This is a genomic window from Streptomyces sp. NPDC042201, assembly GCF_055582185.1.
In genome coordinates, this window is record NZ_JBVJDS010000016.1 from 83,042 (window position 1) to 98,189 (window position 15,148).

General features: G+C 72.1%; 13 protein-coding genes. 6 read left to right on the forward strand and 7 right to left on the reverse strand.

What is annotated here, in order from left to right:
* Positions 1-21: 21 nt before the first annotated feature.
* Positions 22-1,800: an MFS transporter gene (locus ACZ6MZ_RS30615; RefSeq protein WP_469355651.1), complete on the reverse strand. Its 1,779-nt coding sequence runs from the start codon at positions 1,798-1,800 to the stop codon at positions 22-24.
* A gap of 270 nt (positions 1,801-2,070) precedes the next feature.
* On the opposite strand from ACZ6MZ_RS30615, the gene ACZ6MZ_RS30620 reads away from it, so the two are divergent.
* On the forward strand, positions 2,071-3,498 hold the full coding sequence (locus ACZ6MZ_RS30620) for an MFS transporter (RefSeq protein WP_469355712.1): 1,428 nt from the start codon (positions 2,071-2,073) through the stop codon (positions 3,496-3,498).
* 52 nt (positions 3,499-3,550) lie between these two features.
* On the opposite strand, the gene ACZ6MZ_RS30625 is transcribed toward ACZ6MZ_RS30620, so the two are convergent.
* From ACZ6MZ_RS30625 to ACZ6MZ_RS30650, 6 genes are all read right to left on the reverse strand, one after another.
* Complete coding sequence (locus ACZ6MZ_RS30625) at positions 3,551-4,183, reverse strand: response regulator transcription factor (RefSeq protein WP_384190199.1); 633 nt, start codon at positions 4,181-4,183, stop codon at positions 3,551-3,553.
* Positions 4,184-4,211: 28 nt separating this feature from the next.
* Complete coding sequence (locus ACZ6MZ_RS30630; protein WP_469355653.1) at positions 4,212-4,724, reverse strand: hemerythrin domain-containing protein; 513 nt, start codon at positions 4,722-4,724, stop codon at positions 4,212-4,214.
* Positions 4,725-4,803: 79 nt separating this feature from the next.
* Positions 4,804-6,105, reverse strand: coding sequence for a sensor histidine kinase (locus tag ACZ6MZ_RS30635; protein ID WP_469355655.1), 1,302 nt, complete (start codon positions 6,103-6,105; stop codon positions 4,804-4,806).
* Positions 6,102-6,827: an ABC transporter permease gene (locus ACZ6MZ_RS30640; RefSeq protein WP_469355656.1), complete on the reverse strand. Its 726-nt coding sequence runs from the start codon at positions 6,825-6,827 to the stop codon at positions 6,102-6,104. The genes ACZ6MZ_RS30635 and ACZ6MZ_RS30640 overlap by 4 nt, the downstream gene beginning before the upstream one ends.
* Positions 6,827-7,777, reverse strand: coding sequence for an ABC transporter ATP-binding protein (locus ACZ6MZ_RS30645; protein WP_469355657.1), 951 nt, complete (start codon positions 7,775-7,777; stop codon positions 6,827-6,829). The genes ACZ6MZ_RS30640 and ACZ6MZ_RS30645 overlap by 1 nt, the downstream gene beginning before the upstream one ends.
* A 695-nt stretch (positions 7,778-8,472) precedes the next feature.
* On the reverse strand, positions 8,473-9,696 hold the full coding sequence (locus ACZ6MZ_RS30650) for a hypothetical protein (protein ID WP_469355659.1): 1,224 nt from the start codon (positions 9,694-9,696) through the stop codon (positions 8,473-8,475).
* 250 nt (positions 9,697-9,946) lie between these two features.
* Between ACZ6MZ_RS30650 and ACZ6MZ_RS30655 the strand changes: the two genes are divergently transcribed.
* The 5 genes from ACZ6MZ_RS30655 to ACZ6MZ_RS30675 all read left to right on the forward strand — a co-directional run bounded on the left by ACZ6MZ_RS30655 (position 9,947) and on the right by ACZ6MZ_RS30675 (position 15,110).
* Positions 9,947-10,987 (forward strand): ABC transporter substrate-binding protein, encoded by a 1,041-nt coding sequence (locus ACZ6MZ_RS30655; RefSeq protein ID WP_469355661.1) that lies wholly within the window; start codon positions 9,947-9,949, stop codon positions 10,985-10,987.
* 161 nt (positions 10,988-11,148) lie between these two features.
* Positions 11,149-12,027, forward strand: a complete 879-nt coding sequence (locus ACZ6MZ_RS30660; protein WP_469355663.1) for a Nif3-like dinuclear metal center hexameric protein — start codon at positions 11,149-11,151, stop codon at positions 12,025-12,027.
* The gene (locus tag ACZ6MZ_RS30665; RefSeq protein WP_469355714.1) at positions 12,024-12,767 is read left to right on the forward strand and encodes a zinc ribbon domain-containing protein; all 744 of its coding nucleotides are present in this window, start codon (positions 12,024-12,026) and stop codon (positions 12,765-12,767) included. Before ACZ6MZ_RS30660 ends, ACZ6MZ_RS30665 begins: the two co-directional genes overlap by 4 nt.
* A gap of 72 nt (positions 12,768-12,839) precedes the next feature.
* Positions 12,840-14,165: a bifunctional RNase H/acid phosphatase gene (locus ACZ6MZ_RS30670; protein WP_469355665.1), complete on the forward strand. Its 1,326-nt coding sequence runs from the start codon at positions 12,840-12,842 to the stop codon at positions 14,163-14,165.
* 54 nt (positions 14,166-14,219) lie between these two features.
* On the forward strand, positions 14,220-15,110 hold the full coding sequence (locus tag ACZ6MZ_RS30675) for a GNAT family N-acetyltransferase (protein ID WP_469355667.1): 891 nt from the start codon (positions 14,220-14,222) through the stop codon (positions 15,108-15,110).
* Positions 15,111-15,148 lie beyond the last annotated feature (38 nt).

Genomic DNA, 15,148 nt, shown 5'->3' on the forward strand with positions numbered 1-15,148 from the left:
GGGGACGCGGAGGACCGCCGGTCAGGACGGGACCGCGGCTCGGCGCTCCGGTGCGTTCTCCGGCAGGACCAGATCGACATCGACCGGCAGTCCGCCGCCGGGATACACCGCCGGGCTCGCGTGCGGTGCGTATCCCGTGGCCGTTCCGGCCAGCACATAGGACCCGGCGGCCGGCGGCAGCAGCGTGTAGCGGCCGTCCTCGTCGGCGGTGGTCAGGCCCGCCTGCCGGCCCCGTGGGTCGATCAGCGTGATGTTCGCCCGCGCGACCGGCGCACCGTCGGCGTCCAGAACCCGTCCCCGGAATCCGCCGGAGCCGGCGATGAGGGTCGGCTGCCGGCCCTTCTCCTCGTTGCCGGTCAGTGATGCGGCCCGCAGCGCCGTCCGCTGCGACGGCAGGAACGCCGCCAGCACCAGGCCGACGACCACCGCGCCCGTGGCGATGACGAACGAGATACGGAAGCCGTGCAGGGTGGGCACCGCCACCCCGCCCGCCTGGACCGAGGTGTGGGCCAGCACCATGCCGATCACCGCGCTCGACACCGACGTACCGATGGAGCGCATCAGGGTGTTCAGACCGTTGGCCGCGCCGGTCTCCGACGGGTCGACGGCGCCGATGATCAGGGCGGGGAGCGAGGAGTACGCGAGGCCGATGCCCGCGCCCACCACCACCGAGATGACGATGGTCTGCCATGCCGCGCTCATCAGGCCGAGGCCCGCTCCGTAGCCGATCGCGATGATCAGCATGCCGAGCATCAGCGAGACCTTGGGGCCGCGCCTGGCCGAGATACGAGCGTAGAGGGGCGCCGTGAACATCATCGTCAGGCCGAGCGGGGCCACGCACAGGCCCGCCACCAGCATCGACTGGCCCAGGCCGTACCCGGTCGAGGCGGGCAGCTGGAGCAGCTGGGGCAGGACGAGCGAGATCGCGTAGAAGGCGACCCCGAGCATGATCGAGGCGAGGTTGGTGAGCAGCACCTCACGGCGTGCGGTGGTCCGCAGGTCGACCAGCGGGGCGGAGCTCCTCAGCTCCATGACGCCCCACAGCAGGAGGATGGTGACGGCCACGCCGAACAGCCCGAGGGTGGTGGGCGAACCCCAGCCCCAGTCGCTGCCCTTGGTGATCGGCAGCAGCAGGGAGACGAGTCCGGCGGACAGGCCGATCGCGCCGCGCCAGTCGAAGGTGCCGGCGGCGCGTGACGACGACTCGGGTACGAAGAGGACGGTGAGCAGGATCGCCAGCGCGCCGAGCCCGGCCGCGCCGAAGAAGAGCGCGTGCCAGTCGGCGTTCTGCGCGATCAGGGCCGCGGCGGGCAGGGCGAGTCCGCCGCCCACGCCGATGGAGGAGCTCATCAGCGCCATTGCCGAGCCGAGCCGCTCGCGCGGCAGCTCGTCGCGCATGATGCCGATGCCGAGGGGTATCGCGCCCATGGCGAAGCCCTGGAGCGACCTGCCGACGATCATGATGACGAGGTCATCGGTGAATCCGCAGATCAGTGAGCCGACCACCATGACGGCGAGGCTGGCGAGCAGCATGCGCCGCTTGCCGAAGAGATCGCCGAGCCGCCCCATGATCGGGGTGGAGACGGCGCCGGCGAGCAGCGTCGCCGTCATGACCCAGGTGGCGTTGGCGGGCGCCGTGTGGAGGAGGGTGGGCAGATCCTTGATGACGGGAACGAGCAGGGTCTGCATCACCGCGACGGTGATGCCCGCGAAGGCGAGGACGGGAACGACCCCGCCGGCCTTGCGTTCTCGCGGATCCGGGAGAGCCCCGGCGTGCTGATCGGTCGTCGCCTGTTGCATACGTGCGGCCTCCGGGCAGGAAGAGAATAACGGGAAGAATGGGGTGGAAAGGGATATCTGGGCAGGCGTCAGCGCACCGTCCTGACAACCGTGACCACCAAGTCGATGCAGTGTGAACCTTCCCTGTCGTCGCGATATTCCGGCGAACACGGTACGAACAGAGCCGGGCGCTCGCGGTCTTTTTTCCTGATGTGCCGTCAGACGTGGGCAGTTGGTCGTATGTCCAGCTGCCGATGTACGGACCGCTCGGTGGCTGCGACCATGACGGCCATGGTCCGAGCCTCGTCAGAAACCGAAGCCGCCCACATATCGGCGTCCGGATCCCCCCGCACCTGGGTGGTGATCCTCACCGCCTGCGCCGGTCAGTTCCTCGTCATGCTCGACGTGTCCGTGGTCAATGTCGCGCTGCCCTCGATGCGCGCCGACCTCGGGCTCTCCACCACCGGTCTGCAGTGGGTCCTCAACGCCTACTCGATCGCCTTCGCGGGCTTCATGCTGCTCGGCGGCGGGGCCGCGGATCTCTTCGGCCGCAAGCTGATGTTCCTGGCCGGGCTCGCGGCGTTCACCCTGGCGTCCGTCGCGGGCGGACTCGCCCAGGAGGGCTGGCAGTTGCTCGCCGCGCGCGCCGCACAAGGTCTCGGCGCGGCCGTGCTGGCCCCCGCGTCCCTCGCCATCGTGACCTCGGCCGTACCGGCGGGAGCCGCCAGGACCCGGGCCATCGGCACCTGGTCGGCGGTCGGCGCGGGCGGCGGCGCGGCCGGCGGTCTGGTCGGCGGGCTCCTCACCGATCTGCTGTCCTGGCGCTGGGTGCTGCTGATCAATGTGCCGGTCGGTGCGCTGGTCCTGGCCGGCGCCGCGGTGTGGCTGACCGAGAGCCGTACGGACCAGGGCCGGCGCCTCGACCTGCCAGGCGCGGTGCTGGTCACGGCCGGGCTCGCCGCCGTCGCGTACGGCGTCGTGCAGACGGAACAGCGGAGCTGGGGCGCGGCGGCGACGCTGCTGCCGCTGTGTGCCGGACTGCTGCTGCTCGGTGTGTTCGTGGCGGTGGAAGCGCGGGCGAAGGCGCCGCTGATACCGCTCGGCCTCTTCCGGGTACGGGCCGTGTCCGCGGCGAACACGGCGATGTTCGTCTGCGGCGCGTCCTCCTTCGGCATGTGGTTCTTCATGACGGTCTACGCGCAGAATGTGCTGGGCTACACGCCGTTGAAGGCCGGCCTGGCGCTCATCCCCACCTCCCTGAGCGTCGTGTTCGGCTCCAAGCTGGCGCCCCGGCTGATGCCCTGGGTCGGCGCCCGCAATCTGGCGGTGACGGGGGCGCTGGTGGCCGCGGCCGGCTTCGGCTGGCAGTCCACGATGACCGCCGACGGAACGTATCTCTCGTCGATCCTCGGCCCCGGCGTCCTGATGATGGCCGGTATCGGCCTGGCCTCCACCCCGCTGACCGCGCTGGCCACGGCGGGCGCGGCGCCCGGTGACGCCGGACTGGTCTCGGGTCTGGTCAACACCTCCCGCACGATGGGCGGCGCGCTGGGACTCGCGGTCCTCTCCACGGTCGCCGCGTCCCGTACGGCGGGCGGCGCGAGCCCGGAAGCGCTCACGGAGGGATACGCGCTGGCCTTCAGGACGGGCAGCGGGGTGCTGCTGGTGGGGGTTCTGCTGATGCTGCTGTGGCTGCCGCGTGACACCTCGGACGCGTAGCGGTTCATGGGGAGTTCATGAGGAATTCATACGGAGGGGGTGGCTCGGGCGGTTACAGCCAGCCTTGTCTGCGGGCCGCGCGCACCGCCTCCATACGGTTGCGGGTGCCGGTCTTGCCGATGGCCGAGGAGAGGTAGTTCCGTACGGTCGACTCGGACAGATGCAGCTTCGCCGCGATGTCGGCGACCGTCGCGCCGTCCACGGACGCGTTGAGCGCGTCCCGCTCCCTCGCCGTGATCGGGCTCGGACCGGCGCTCAGCGCGGCCGCGGCCAGGGCGGGATCGATGACGGTCTCGCCGGTCAGCACCCGGCGGATGGCGGCCGCCAGCTCTTCCACCGGACCGTCCTTGACCAGAAAGCCCGCGGCCCCTGCCTCCATGGCCCGCCGCAGATAACCGGGCCGGCCGAAGGTGGTCAGGATCAGGACCCGGCAGTCGGGGACCTCGTCCCGCAGCAGTACGGCGGCGTCGAGACCGCTGATCCCGGGCAGCTCGATGTCCAGCAGCGCCACATCGGGCCGCGAGGTGAGCGCGGCGCCCACGATGGCGTCGCCGGTGCCCACCTGCGCGACCACCTCGATGTCCGCCTCCATACCGAGCAGCAGTGCGAGCGCGCCTCGCATCATGCCCTGGTCCTCGGCGAGGAGGACGCGTACACACGGGGCCGGCCGGTGGTCCTGGGGCATCTCCGTCACGCCCCAAGAGTAGGGGGACCTAGTCGTCCGGGAGCTTTCGGCTCGGCGCGCTTCCCGCGCTGATCGCGTTGAGGGCCGTGACGATGCGCTTCTCCTCGTATACGAAGTGCGACTCCAGCAGGGCGGCCAGACCGTCCAGCTCGGCCGCCACGCGCCGCGCCCCGCCCGGCTCGAAGCCGTCGAGCAACTCCTCCACGCTCCGCAGGATCCCGCTCACCACCTCGTGGTCGTGGGTCAACTGCTCCAGTACGGGACGGAGTTCGGGATAGCGATCGGCCAGGACGGGGAACGTCCCGTCGTCCTCGTCGGTGTGATGCCGGCTCAAGGCCGAGCAGAAGGTCAGACAGTGCGCCCGTAGCTCGCGCGTCTTCCGCGGATCCCGTAGGCCGCGTGGGTCCTGTGGGTCCGGTGGCTCGTCGGCGGCGAGATCCTCACGGAGCTGGGCCAGCTCCTCGCGGAGCCACATATGGGTTTCGATCAGCTGGGTGCCGAACGCCGTCAGGCGGTCGTCCGGTCCGGGGGGCAGGTCCATGGGTGTCCCATGATTCGGCGCCTCCATGCCCACGGCGGTCTCTTCGCCGGATGCACCGCGACGCTGAGGCGGAATTCCATCACCCGGCGGGCGGAGCGTCAAGCACGTGTCCGGTGGCCGCCGGGGAATCCACCGGCAGTACGGCGGTCACCCGGAAGCCCTTGCCCGCCGGGCCCGCTTCGAGGGCGCCGCCCGCCGCCGCGAGCCGCTCGGTGAGGCCCTTCAGGCCCGTACCCCCGTAGGTACCCCCGGTGGATATCGCCTGCTCGGGTCCTACTGACCGTACGCCGACGCCTGCGCCTACGCCGTCGTCGGTCACCGTCAGCCGGACCCGCTCCGGCGAGCCGTCCACCGTGATCGTGCAGTGCGTCGCAGCGCTGTGCCGTACGGCATTGGTCACCGCCTCCCGCACCACCCAGCCGAGCAGCACCTCGGTCCGTGGCTCCAGCGGCGGCCCCGACTGCCGTACCACCGGTTCGATCCCGGCGGCGGACAGCGCGGAGCGCGCCCGGTCCAGATCCGTGGAGAGGCTGCCCTCGCGGTATCCGGTGACGGCCTCCCTGATCTCGGTCAGGGCCTGCCTGCCGACGGACTCGATGTCCGAGACCTGGGTCAGGGCCGCGTCCGGATCGCGCGGCGCCAGCCTGCGCGCGGCCTCCGCCTTGACCACGATCACGGACAGGGTGTGGCCGAGCAGATCGTGCAGATCGCGGGAGAACCGCAGCCGTTCCTGCTCCACGGCGGAACGAGCCAGCTCCTGGCGGGTGTCGCGCAGTTCCACGACCGTCTCGGAGAGGGTGAGGAGGGCAGCGGTCACCATCATGGAGATCAGGGTGCCGTACGCGATCGGGATCGCGCCCCAGCCGTCGTGGTACGCCGCGACGGTCACGGCGGCGGCGCTCAGCGGGAGCCCCACCCAGCCGAGCGCGCGGCCGCGCAGCACACTGCCGCACGCGAGTCCGAAGAGCGGCAGGAACAGCAGCCAGCTGCCGCCGTAGACGCCGCTGAGCCCGAAGGTCATCAGGCCCATGGCGACGAGTGTCCACCGGGTGGCGCGGCTGTCCCGCGCCGCCCGGTTGAAGGACCGGAACACCACGGAGACATAGAGGGAGTTGAAGACCAGCAGACCGATGCCGCCGAACCAGGGGTTGGGCGTCCTGCCCTGCACGATATTGGAGAAGGAGCCGAGGCCCAGCAGCAGCCAGGGCAGCAGCGCGTATCCGCTGGGCGGCCCCGGCCGCCCCGGTCCCCGGCACCCGCGCCGCTTCTTCGGTGCTTGAGGTGCCTGAGGCGCTTGCGGTGCCTGCGGTGCCTGCGGTGCCTGCGGTGCTTTCAGTGCCTGCGGTGTCTTTGGTGTCTTCGGTTCTCGCGTCGACGTCATAGGGTCCTCGCTGACCTGCGGTACGAGCTCACAGCGTACGAACCGAACACCAGCAGCCAGCCGGCCAGCACCACGACGGTGGTGGCGCTGGGCGCCGTGCCCGCCGTGGTGGACCAGCCCAGATCGGCGAAGCGGTTGGCCGGGGTGTACCGGGCGAGCGCGGCCAGCCAGCCGGGGAACGCCTCGACCGGGAACCAGAGACCGCCGATCACGGACATGCCCATCAGACAGCCCACGTTCACCACGCCGGTTGTCTGGGCGGAGAGCCGGTAGCCGTTGCCGATGCCGAGCAGGGTGAAGGGGAGCGCGCCCGCCCACAGCAGCGCGGTCAGGGCGGCCCACTGCCAGAGGGCGAGCCGTACGCCGTTGACCAGACCGCCCGCGACGAGAACGGCAAGCAGCGCGGGCAGAACCGTCACCGAGCTGCTGATCGCCCGGCCCAGCACCACCCGGCGGGGTGACATCGGGGTGATCCGCAGCTGGCGGAGCCAGCCGAGCGACTTGTCCTCGGCGATGCCGGTACCGGTACCGACGGCCGCGCCCAGCGCGCCGTACGCGGCCATGCCGACCATGGAGGCGGTCCTCCACTCGGCGGCGTCGGCGCCGGCCCCGCCGATGTTGGTGAACAGCAGATACATCAGGACCGGCATCCCGGCGCCGAAGATGACGAAACCGGGGTCGCGCAGCGTCCGGCGCACTTCGAGCATGATGTACTCCCGCATCACACAGCCTCCTTGGTGAGGGCCAGAAAGGCGTCTTCGAGCGTCGCCGGGGCCACTTCGAGCCGGCGGATCGCGTCGAGTCCGGCCAGGGCGACGACCGTGGCGTCGGAGTCGTCCGTACGGAGCCGGGCGCGGCGCCCGCGTATCTCGACGGAGATGACGCCGGGCAGCAGCCCGAGCCGCTCCTCCGTGCCGAGGCCCGCCCCCTGGCCCGCCGGCTCGGCCGGCTCACCCGCGAGGTCGTCCGGCAGGTCGAAGGAGACGAGATGGCCACCGACCGAGCCCTTGATCAGCTCACTGGTGCCGTCGGCGACGATCCGGCCGTGGTCGATGACGATGATCCGGTCGGCGTTGGTGTCGGCCTCCTCCAGATAGTGCGTGGAGAAGAGCACGGTGTTGCCGCGCTCGGCGTAGGCGCGCATGGAGCCCCAGAAGGAGCGGCGGGCCTCCACGTCGAGCGCGGCGGTGGGTTCGTCGAGGACGATCAGCTCCGGGCCGCCGGCCAGCGCGACCGCGAACCTGACTCGTTGCAGCTGGCCGCCGGAAAGCTTGTCGATTCGGCGGCCAGCGACCTCCGTGAGCCCGGCGAGGCCGAGCGCCTCGGCGACGGGCAGCGGGTCCGGGAAGGTGGACGCCACGAACGCGACCAGCTCCCGCACCGTCACCCGGCGGATCGGCCGGCCGTCCTGAAGCATCGCCCCGACCCGCCCGGCCGCGACGGCCCGCGAGGGCGGTCCGCCGAAGAGCCGTACGGTCCCGGCGTCCGGCTCGTCGAGCCCGAGGAGCAGCCCGATGGTGGTCGACTTGCCCGCGCCGTTGCGTCCGAGCAGCGCGACGGTCTCCCCGCGTGGGATGTCGAGGCCGATCCCGTCCACGGCCCGGACCGCCCCGAAGCTCTTGGCCACGCCGGTGAAGCTCACCGCGGCCGAGGTGTCTGTTGTCTGCGTCATGTCAATTGACGCTACGGGGCCCACCCGTTGCCCCGGCAGAGGCGCGTGTACGGACTTGCCCGGTACAAATGTCCCACCGCCCGCCCGCGGTGATATGCGACCGCGAGCGCGCCGAACATGCTCCGAGGGCCTGCCCGTTGACCCGGGGGGAGACGGAGAGGCCACCGCGTGATCGCCGCGCGGTGGCCTCTCCTCGTACGTGTCGACCCGTCAGGCCGCGTTGCCGCCTTCTGCCGGACGGCGGTGGCGGCCGTAGGCGGGAGACACCGAATCCTCCGTCGGTGCCGCACCCCCTCGGTGTTTTCCGAAGCCGCCGGCGTCGTCCCGGTTGAGGGCCGTTGCCTGCGGACGCTGCTGGGTCGGGTCGATTCGGGCTTCTGACATGTGGGAAGTCACCCCGTCGTGATCGCTTCGTGTGTGGCGCAGGGGCCCCGGCCGTCCCCGTACCACCCGGGCCGCGACACGGTCACTGTCCACATCACAGTCACCGACGGCGACCGGCCGGTACGGCTGCGTAGCCCCGCGAAAGTCTAGGCCCTGTCCGGCGGATCTTCGCGGGCCCGCGACGCCTGGCACCGCACCTCGCCGCGTTGTCGGAGTCACCCAAGTACGTCCAGTACATGGGCGATCCTCCGCCTTGCGATGCACGGCACCAGACGCCGCGGGCTGATCCGCGAAGATCCACCGGACAGGACCTAGCCATGTGCCTCGCGGCCGGTGAGCGGCGCCTGCTGCAAGGGCACCGGCCTGCACATCACAGGAGTGCGTGGAGCGGCCGATGGTTCCGCGCAGGCGGACTCCATCTGTGCCGGATCCGTGATCAGCCCGGCTCCGGCCGCGCAGGCCCCCGCGCCTGCCCCCGACCCGGATTGCGCCCCGGGCCCGGATGAGGGAAGGAGTCCGTCGGCCGGGGCCTCGATCCGCGCCACCCCGCACGGCACCGCCGCCGTCGCGTACGGCAGTCGCAGCACACCCTCCCGGGTCCACAGCCCGGCCCCCGCCAGCCACCCCTCGGGCGCGGCCAGTTGACGCAGCCGCCGGCCCGCCGGCCGCCACATCCCCACCCGGCTGCCCGCCGCCCCGTCGATCCGGAACGCCACCGCGCAGCTTTCCGGCATCAGGACCTGCCCCGGCTGTACGGCGAACGGCGTCACCGCGCAGTCCGCCGGCCGCAGGCACTCGGGAAAGCGCACCGGCCGCAGACTCCCCAGGACGCCCCAGCCCAGCCGGTCATGGCCCGGCGCGTCCGAGCGGATCAGCAGCAGCCCGCTGTCGGGGTCGGCCAGCAGCAGCCGGTCGTTGCTCTCCTCCGTGATCTGCAGCAGCGGTGTCACCTCGCCGCCGCGCTCCAGATCGACGGCGACGGACTTCACCACGCCGTCCGTCTCCCGGTCCAGGGCCAGCAGCCGCCCCGTACGGTCCAGCCACACGCCGCCCGAGCAGCGGCCGGGCACCTCCGTGATCCGCTCGGGGCCGAACGCGCCGCCCGCCACCAGCCAGAGCGTGGTGGAGCGGGTGCCGGGCGTCAGGGCGTACACGCACCTGCCGTCCGGCGACGGCGGCAGCAGCGTCAGCTCCGCGCGGGCGACCGCGCCCACCGGCAGCTGTCCCGTGCCCGGTCCCATCGGATAGAGCAGGGAGAAGTCATGGCGGTCCGCCACCCGGCGGCGGATGAGCACCCGTCCGTCGCTCAGGGGCAGCACCTCGGTGTCGGGCTCCTCGGGCTGATCGAGGGGGAGGGGTACGGCGTACGGCTCCGGCCCGTCGAGGGTCCACCGCTCCGGGAACCACGCGTCCCCGCTCCCCGTCGCGCCCAGCGTCAGCCGTGCGGCGTACGCCCCGTCCGCCGTGATCGCGAACCCCGTACTCCGTACCGCCCCGTCCTTCGCAGCCGTCGTCTCGATGGCACAGACCGTCATCGGTTCGTCACCTCCGGCGACGAAGCTAGTTTTCGCACTTCCTCTCGAACGGCACAAGGCCCCTCACTTCACACATAAGGGTGGCTGGGGCGGGATTCGCCTGAGAGCGCGGGGGCGGGTGTGCTGGCCGCGCGGGCGGTGGCTAAGGTAAGGCACGCCTAAGTAACCAGGTGAGCACTGCCCCTGCATCGCTCTTCTCCGCTCTGCACGCCTTGCTCGACCCTTTTTCCCACCCCCAGGAGCATTGAAGATGTCCATACGACGCCGTGGCGCAGCCGCCGTAGTCGCTCTCGCCGCCACGCTCTCCCTCGCGGCCTGCGGCAGCGGCGACTCTTCCGACAGCGGCTCCGCCGCCTCCGACGGCGGGAGCGGCAAGAAGGCCGCCGTCGCCACGGGCGGCAAGGACTTCGCCGACGCGGCCAAGAAGACGGCCGCGTACGGGACCGACGCCCAGCCGGGCCAGTTCCCGCGCACGATCACGCACGCCCTGGGCAAGACGGAGCTGAAGGACCGCCCCCAGCGGGTCGTCGTACTGGACGTCGGTGAGTTCGACAATGTCGTGTCGCTCGGCGTCCAGCCGGTCGGATACGCCCCCACGGAGGGCGACGACGGCATCCCCAGCTACCTGAAGAAGGGCGCGGGCGCCCCGAAGAGCGTCGGGACGATCAACAACCTCAACCTTGAGGCCGTCGCGGCCCTCCGCCCCGACCTCATTCTCGGCAGCCAGCTGCGCGCGGCGGACAAGTACCAGGAGCTTTCGAAGATCGCTCCGACGGTCTTCGCCATCCGGCCGGGCTTCACCTGGAAGGAGAACTACCTCCTCAACGCCCAGGCGCTGGACCGCACCGCCGAGGCGAAGGCCGAGCTCGACGCGTACGGCAAGAAGGCGGCCGACCTCGGCGCCGCGATCGGCCCCGACAAGCCGACCATCTCGATGGTCCGCTACATGCCCGACCGGCTGCGGCTGTACGCGAAGGCGTCCTTCATCGGCACGATCCTCGATGACACCGGTCTGCCGCGGCCGGAGAACCAGCAGATCAACGATCTCGCCGTGGAGATCAGCCCGGAGAAGATCGACGACGCGGACGCCGACTGGATCTTCACCGGTGTGTACGGAGACCCGGGCAAGACCGACCGTGACACCGCGCGTTCCAACCCGCTGTGGAAGAACCTGAGGGCGGTCAAGGCCGGCCAGGCCAAGGACGTCAAGGACGAGACCTGGTACCTGGGCCTGGGCGTCACGGCGGCCAACCTGGTCCTCGACGACCTCCGCGGCTACCTCGTCAAGTAGCGGCTGCCGCGTCGAGCGGGGAGCCCGGCCCGTACGGCGCCCGGTGGCCGGGCGCGGCTGCGGGCTCCGCCCGGCCGCCGGGTGCCGTACGGGCTTCGCCCGCCCCGGTGGTCGCCGGAGCCAGGGCCGCCGGGGTACGCGGGGCAGGTAGCCTTTCCCCCGTGCCCCGTCTGTCCGAAGTCCTCGCCGCGCTCGATGCCCTCTGGCCCCCTGAGCGGGCCGAACAGTGGGATGCCGTCGGCACGGTCTGCGGTGATCCCGAGGCCACGGTGACCCGTGTCCTGTTCGCCGTCGACCCCGTCCAGGACATCGCCGAGGAAGCCGTGCGGCTCGGCGCCGAGCTGATCGTCACCCACCACCCGCTCTATCTGCGCGGTACGTCGACGGTCGCGGCCTCCACCTTCAAGGGCCGGGTCGTGCACACCCTCATCAAGCACGACATCGCGCTGCACGTGGCCCACACCAACGCCGACACCGCCGACCCCGGCGTCTCCGACGCCCTCGCGGGCGCGCTGGACCTGCGGATCGTGGGGCCCCTCGTACCGGATCCCACCGACCCCGCCGGCCGGCGGGGTCTTGGCCGGATCTGCGAGCTCGATCACCCCGCCACGCTCCGCGACCTCGCGGCCCGCGTCGCGCACCGGCTGCCCGCCACCGCGCAGGGCGTCCGTATCGCCGGCGACCCGGACGCCGTCGTCCGTACGGTCGCGGTCAGCGGCGGCTCCGGCGACGGCCTCTTCGACCAGGTCAGAGCCGCGGGCGTGGACGTGTTCCTCACCGCCGACCTGCGCCACCACCCCGTCTCCGAGGCCACCCAGCACAGCGCGCTCGGGCTGATCGACGCCGCGCACTGGGCCACCGAGTGGCCCTGGTGCGAGCAGGCCGCCGCCCAACTCGACGAGATTTCCGACCGCCATGGCTGGGACCTGCGGGTCCATGTCTCGAAGACGGTCACCGACCCCTGGTCCGCCCATCTCGCCCCCGCCCTTCCAACGAGCGCTTCGCGCGCCCCTGCCGATCCCCCAGGAGCCCCCAACTGAACGCCGCGCCCGCCGACCAGATCCGACTTCTCGACGTCCAGGCCCTCGACGTACGGCTGTCGCAGCTCGACCACAAGCGCTCGTCCCTGCCCGAGCACTCCGAGATCGAGTCGCTCACCAAGGACCTCGCCCAGCTGCGGGACCTGCTCGTCGCCGCGACGACCGAGGAGAGCGACACCGCCCGCGAGCAGATCAAGGCGGAGCAGGACGTCGACCAGGTGCGCCAGCGCGCCGTCCGTGACCAGCAGCGTCTGGACTCCGGCGCGGTCACCTCGCCCAAGGACCTGGAGAACCTCCAGCGCGAGATCGTCTCGCTCGCCAAGCGCCAGGGCGACCTGGAGGACGTCGTCCTCGAAGTCATGGAGCGCCGCGAGTCCGCGCAGGAGCGGGTCACCGAGCTGACGGAACGCGTTTTTTCCGTCCAGTCCAAGACCGACGACGCGGTCGCGCGCCGCGACGCCGCCTTCGAGGAGTTCGACGGCGAGACCGCGACCGTGACCAAGGAGCGCGAGGTCATCGCCGGGTCCGTCCCCGCCGATCTGCTCAAGCTGTACGAGAAGCTGCGCGTCCAGCAGGGCGGGGTGGGCGCGGCCCGCCTGTTCCGCCGCCGCTGCGAGGGCTGCCAGCTGGAGCTGAACATCACCGAGGTCAACGACGTCAGGGCCGCGTCCGCCGACACCGTGCTGCGGTGCGAGAACTGCCGCCGCATTCTGGTCCGTACCGCCGACTCGGGTCTGTAGCCGATGGTGACGCCGCCGACGCCGCCCACGCCGTCGACGTCTGAGCGGCCGCCTCGGCGGACGCCGAAGTTCGTGGTCGAGGCGGACGGCGGCTCCCGGGGCAATCCGGGGCCCGCCGGGTACGGCGCGGTCGTCCTCGACCCGCGGAGCGGAGAGCCGCTCGCGGAGGCCGCGGAGTACATCGGCGTCGCCACGAACAATGTCGCCGAGTACAAGGGCCTGATCGCCGGGCTGAAGGCCGCGAAGGCCCTCGACCCGGCCGCCGGGGTCCATGTCCGGATGGACTCCAAGCTCGTCGTCGAGCAGATGTCGGGACGCTGGAAGATCAAGCACCCCGACATGAAGCCGCTGGCGGCGGAGGCCGCGCGGATCTTCCCGGCGGGGCAGGTCACGTACGAGTGGATCCCGCGCGAGAAGAACAAGCACGCGGACCGGCTCGCCAACGAGGCGATGGACGCGGGCAAGAAGGGCAGGCAGTGGGAGCCTTCGGCGTCCACGGCCGCGCTGGACGCGTCCGCGGCGCGCGCGGCCGCCGCTGTGGAGTCCGGCCCGCCGGGTGACGCCGTGGCGGGTGCGGCCAAGGCGCGAGCGGCGATGGCGGGGTCCGGGGCCGGCAAGGCCGTCGGGCGCGCGGCTCAGACCGAGCTGTCCCTGTCGGAGACGGCTTCGCCGGTGGTGCCTACCGCTTCTTCGGCCGCGACCGATGCGGCCTTCGCGACCGATACGGCCTCCGGGGCCGCCCCGGCCGTCGGCTGGGGTGCCCCCGCCGACCTCGGCGCCCCCGCCACCTTCGTACTGCTGCGGCACGGCGAGACCGCCCTCACCCCCGAGAAGCGATTCTCGGGCAGCGGCGGCAGCGACCCGGAGCTGTCGGCGGCCGGCCGCCGACAGGCCGAGGCCGTCGCCGGGGCGCTGGCCGCGCGCGGCACCGTCCAGGAGATCGTCTCCTCACCGCTCAGGCGCTGCCGCGAGACCGCGGAAGCCGTCGCCGCCCGGCTCGGCCTGGACGTCACCGTCGAAGACGGCCTGCGCGAGACGGACTTCGGCGCGTGGGAGGGTCTGACCTTCGCCGAGGTACGGGAGCGGTACCCCGACGACCTGAACGCCTGGCTCGCCTCGCCCGCCGTCGCGCCCACCGGCGGCGGCGAGAGCTTCGACACGGTCGGCCGCCGGGTCGCGGCCGCCCGCGACCGGCTGCTCGACCGGTACCAGGGCAGAACGGTCCTCCTGGTCACGCATGTCACCCCGGTGAAGACGCTGGTACGGCTGGCCCTGGGCGCACCGCCGGAGTCCCTGTTCCGGATGGAGCTGTCGGCGGCCTCGCTGTCGGCCGTGGCGTACTACGCGGACGGCAACGCCTCGGTGCGGCTCCTCAACGACACATCCCATCTGCGCTGACAGGACCGGTCCAAAAGCGGGTGCGGCGGGGGCGGTGGCGTAGGACCATCGGGCATGACCTGGCAACTGACCGAGGACGTGGCGGAGTTCCGCCGGGTGGCGGATCCGTATCTGGCGGCGGATCCGGCGCGCAACACGGTGCTGCTGACCGTCAGCGAGGCGGTACGCCGTGACGGCGCGGTCGGTGTCGCTGGTACGGCCGCTTCCGCGCGGTTCGGCTGGTGGCGGGAGAGTGAGGGCGCCCCGGTGACCGGAGCGTTCGTCCAGACCCCGCCGCGGCCGCCGTCCCTCGGGCCGATGGACACCCGGGCGGCGCGGGAGCTGGCTCGCGTGCTGCGGGAGAGCGGGCCTCCGGTGTCAGGTGTACGGGGCGAGAAGGAGAGCGCGACGGCCTTCGCCCAGGAGCTGACCGGGGGAGTGGACAGGCGCTGGGACTCCCAGGGGATGCGGCTCTTCCGCCTGGGCGACCTGACTCCTCAACTGCCCCCGCCCGCTGGCCGGGCGCGGCTCGCGGGCGCCGGGGACGTAGCGCTGGCCGTGGAGTGGATGGACGCGTTCGCCGCGGACATCGGGGAGCCGGCCGGGACGGACTACACGGCCGCGACGGTCCGCAGGATCGAGGACGGGCGGCTGCTGTTCTGGGAGTCCGCCCCCGGCGTGCCGGTGTCGATGGCCGGCCGTACACCGCTGGTGGCGGGGCAGATCCGGGTCGCGCCGGTCTACACCCCGCCACGGCTGCGCGGGCGTGGGTACGCGGCGGCGGTGACGGCGGCGGTGAGCGGGGCCGCGCGGGAGGCGGGCGCGGACGAGGTGCTGCTCTTCACGGACACGGCGAACCCGACGACCAACGCGCTCTATCCGCGCCTGGGTTACCGGCCGGTGGCGGAGTACGTCTCGCTGGACTTCCTGGACTTCCTGGACTCCCTGGACTTCGGCGGTCGGTGAGGGAGCCGGGCGGCCGGGGAGGGACCGGGCCGGTACGG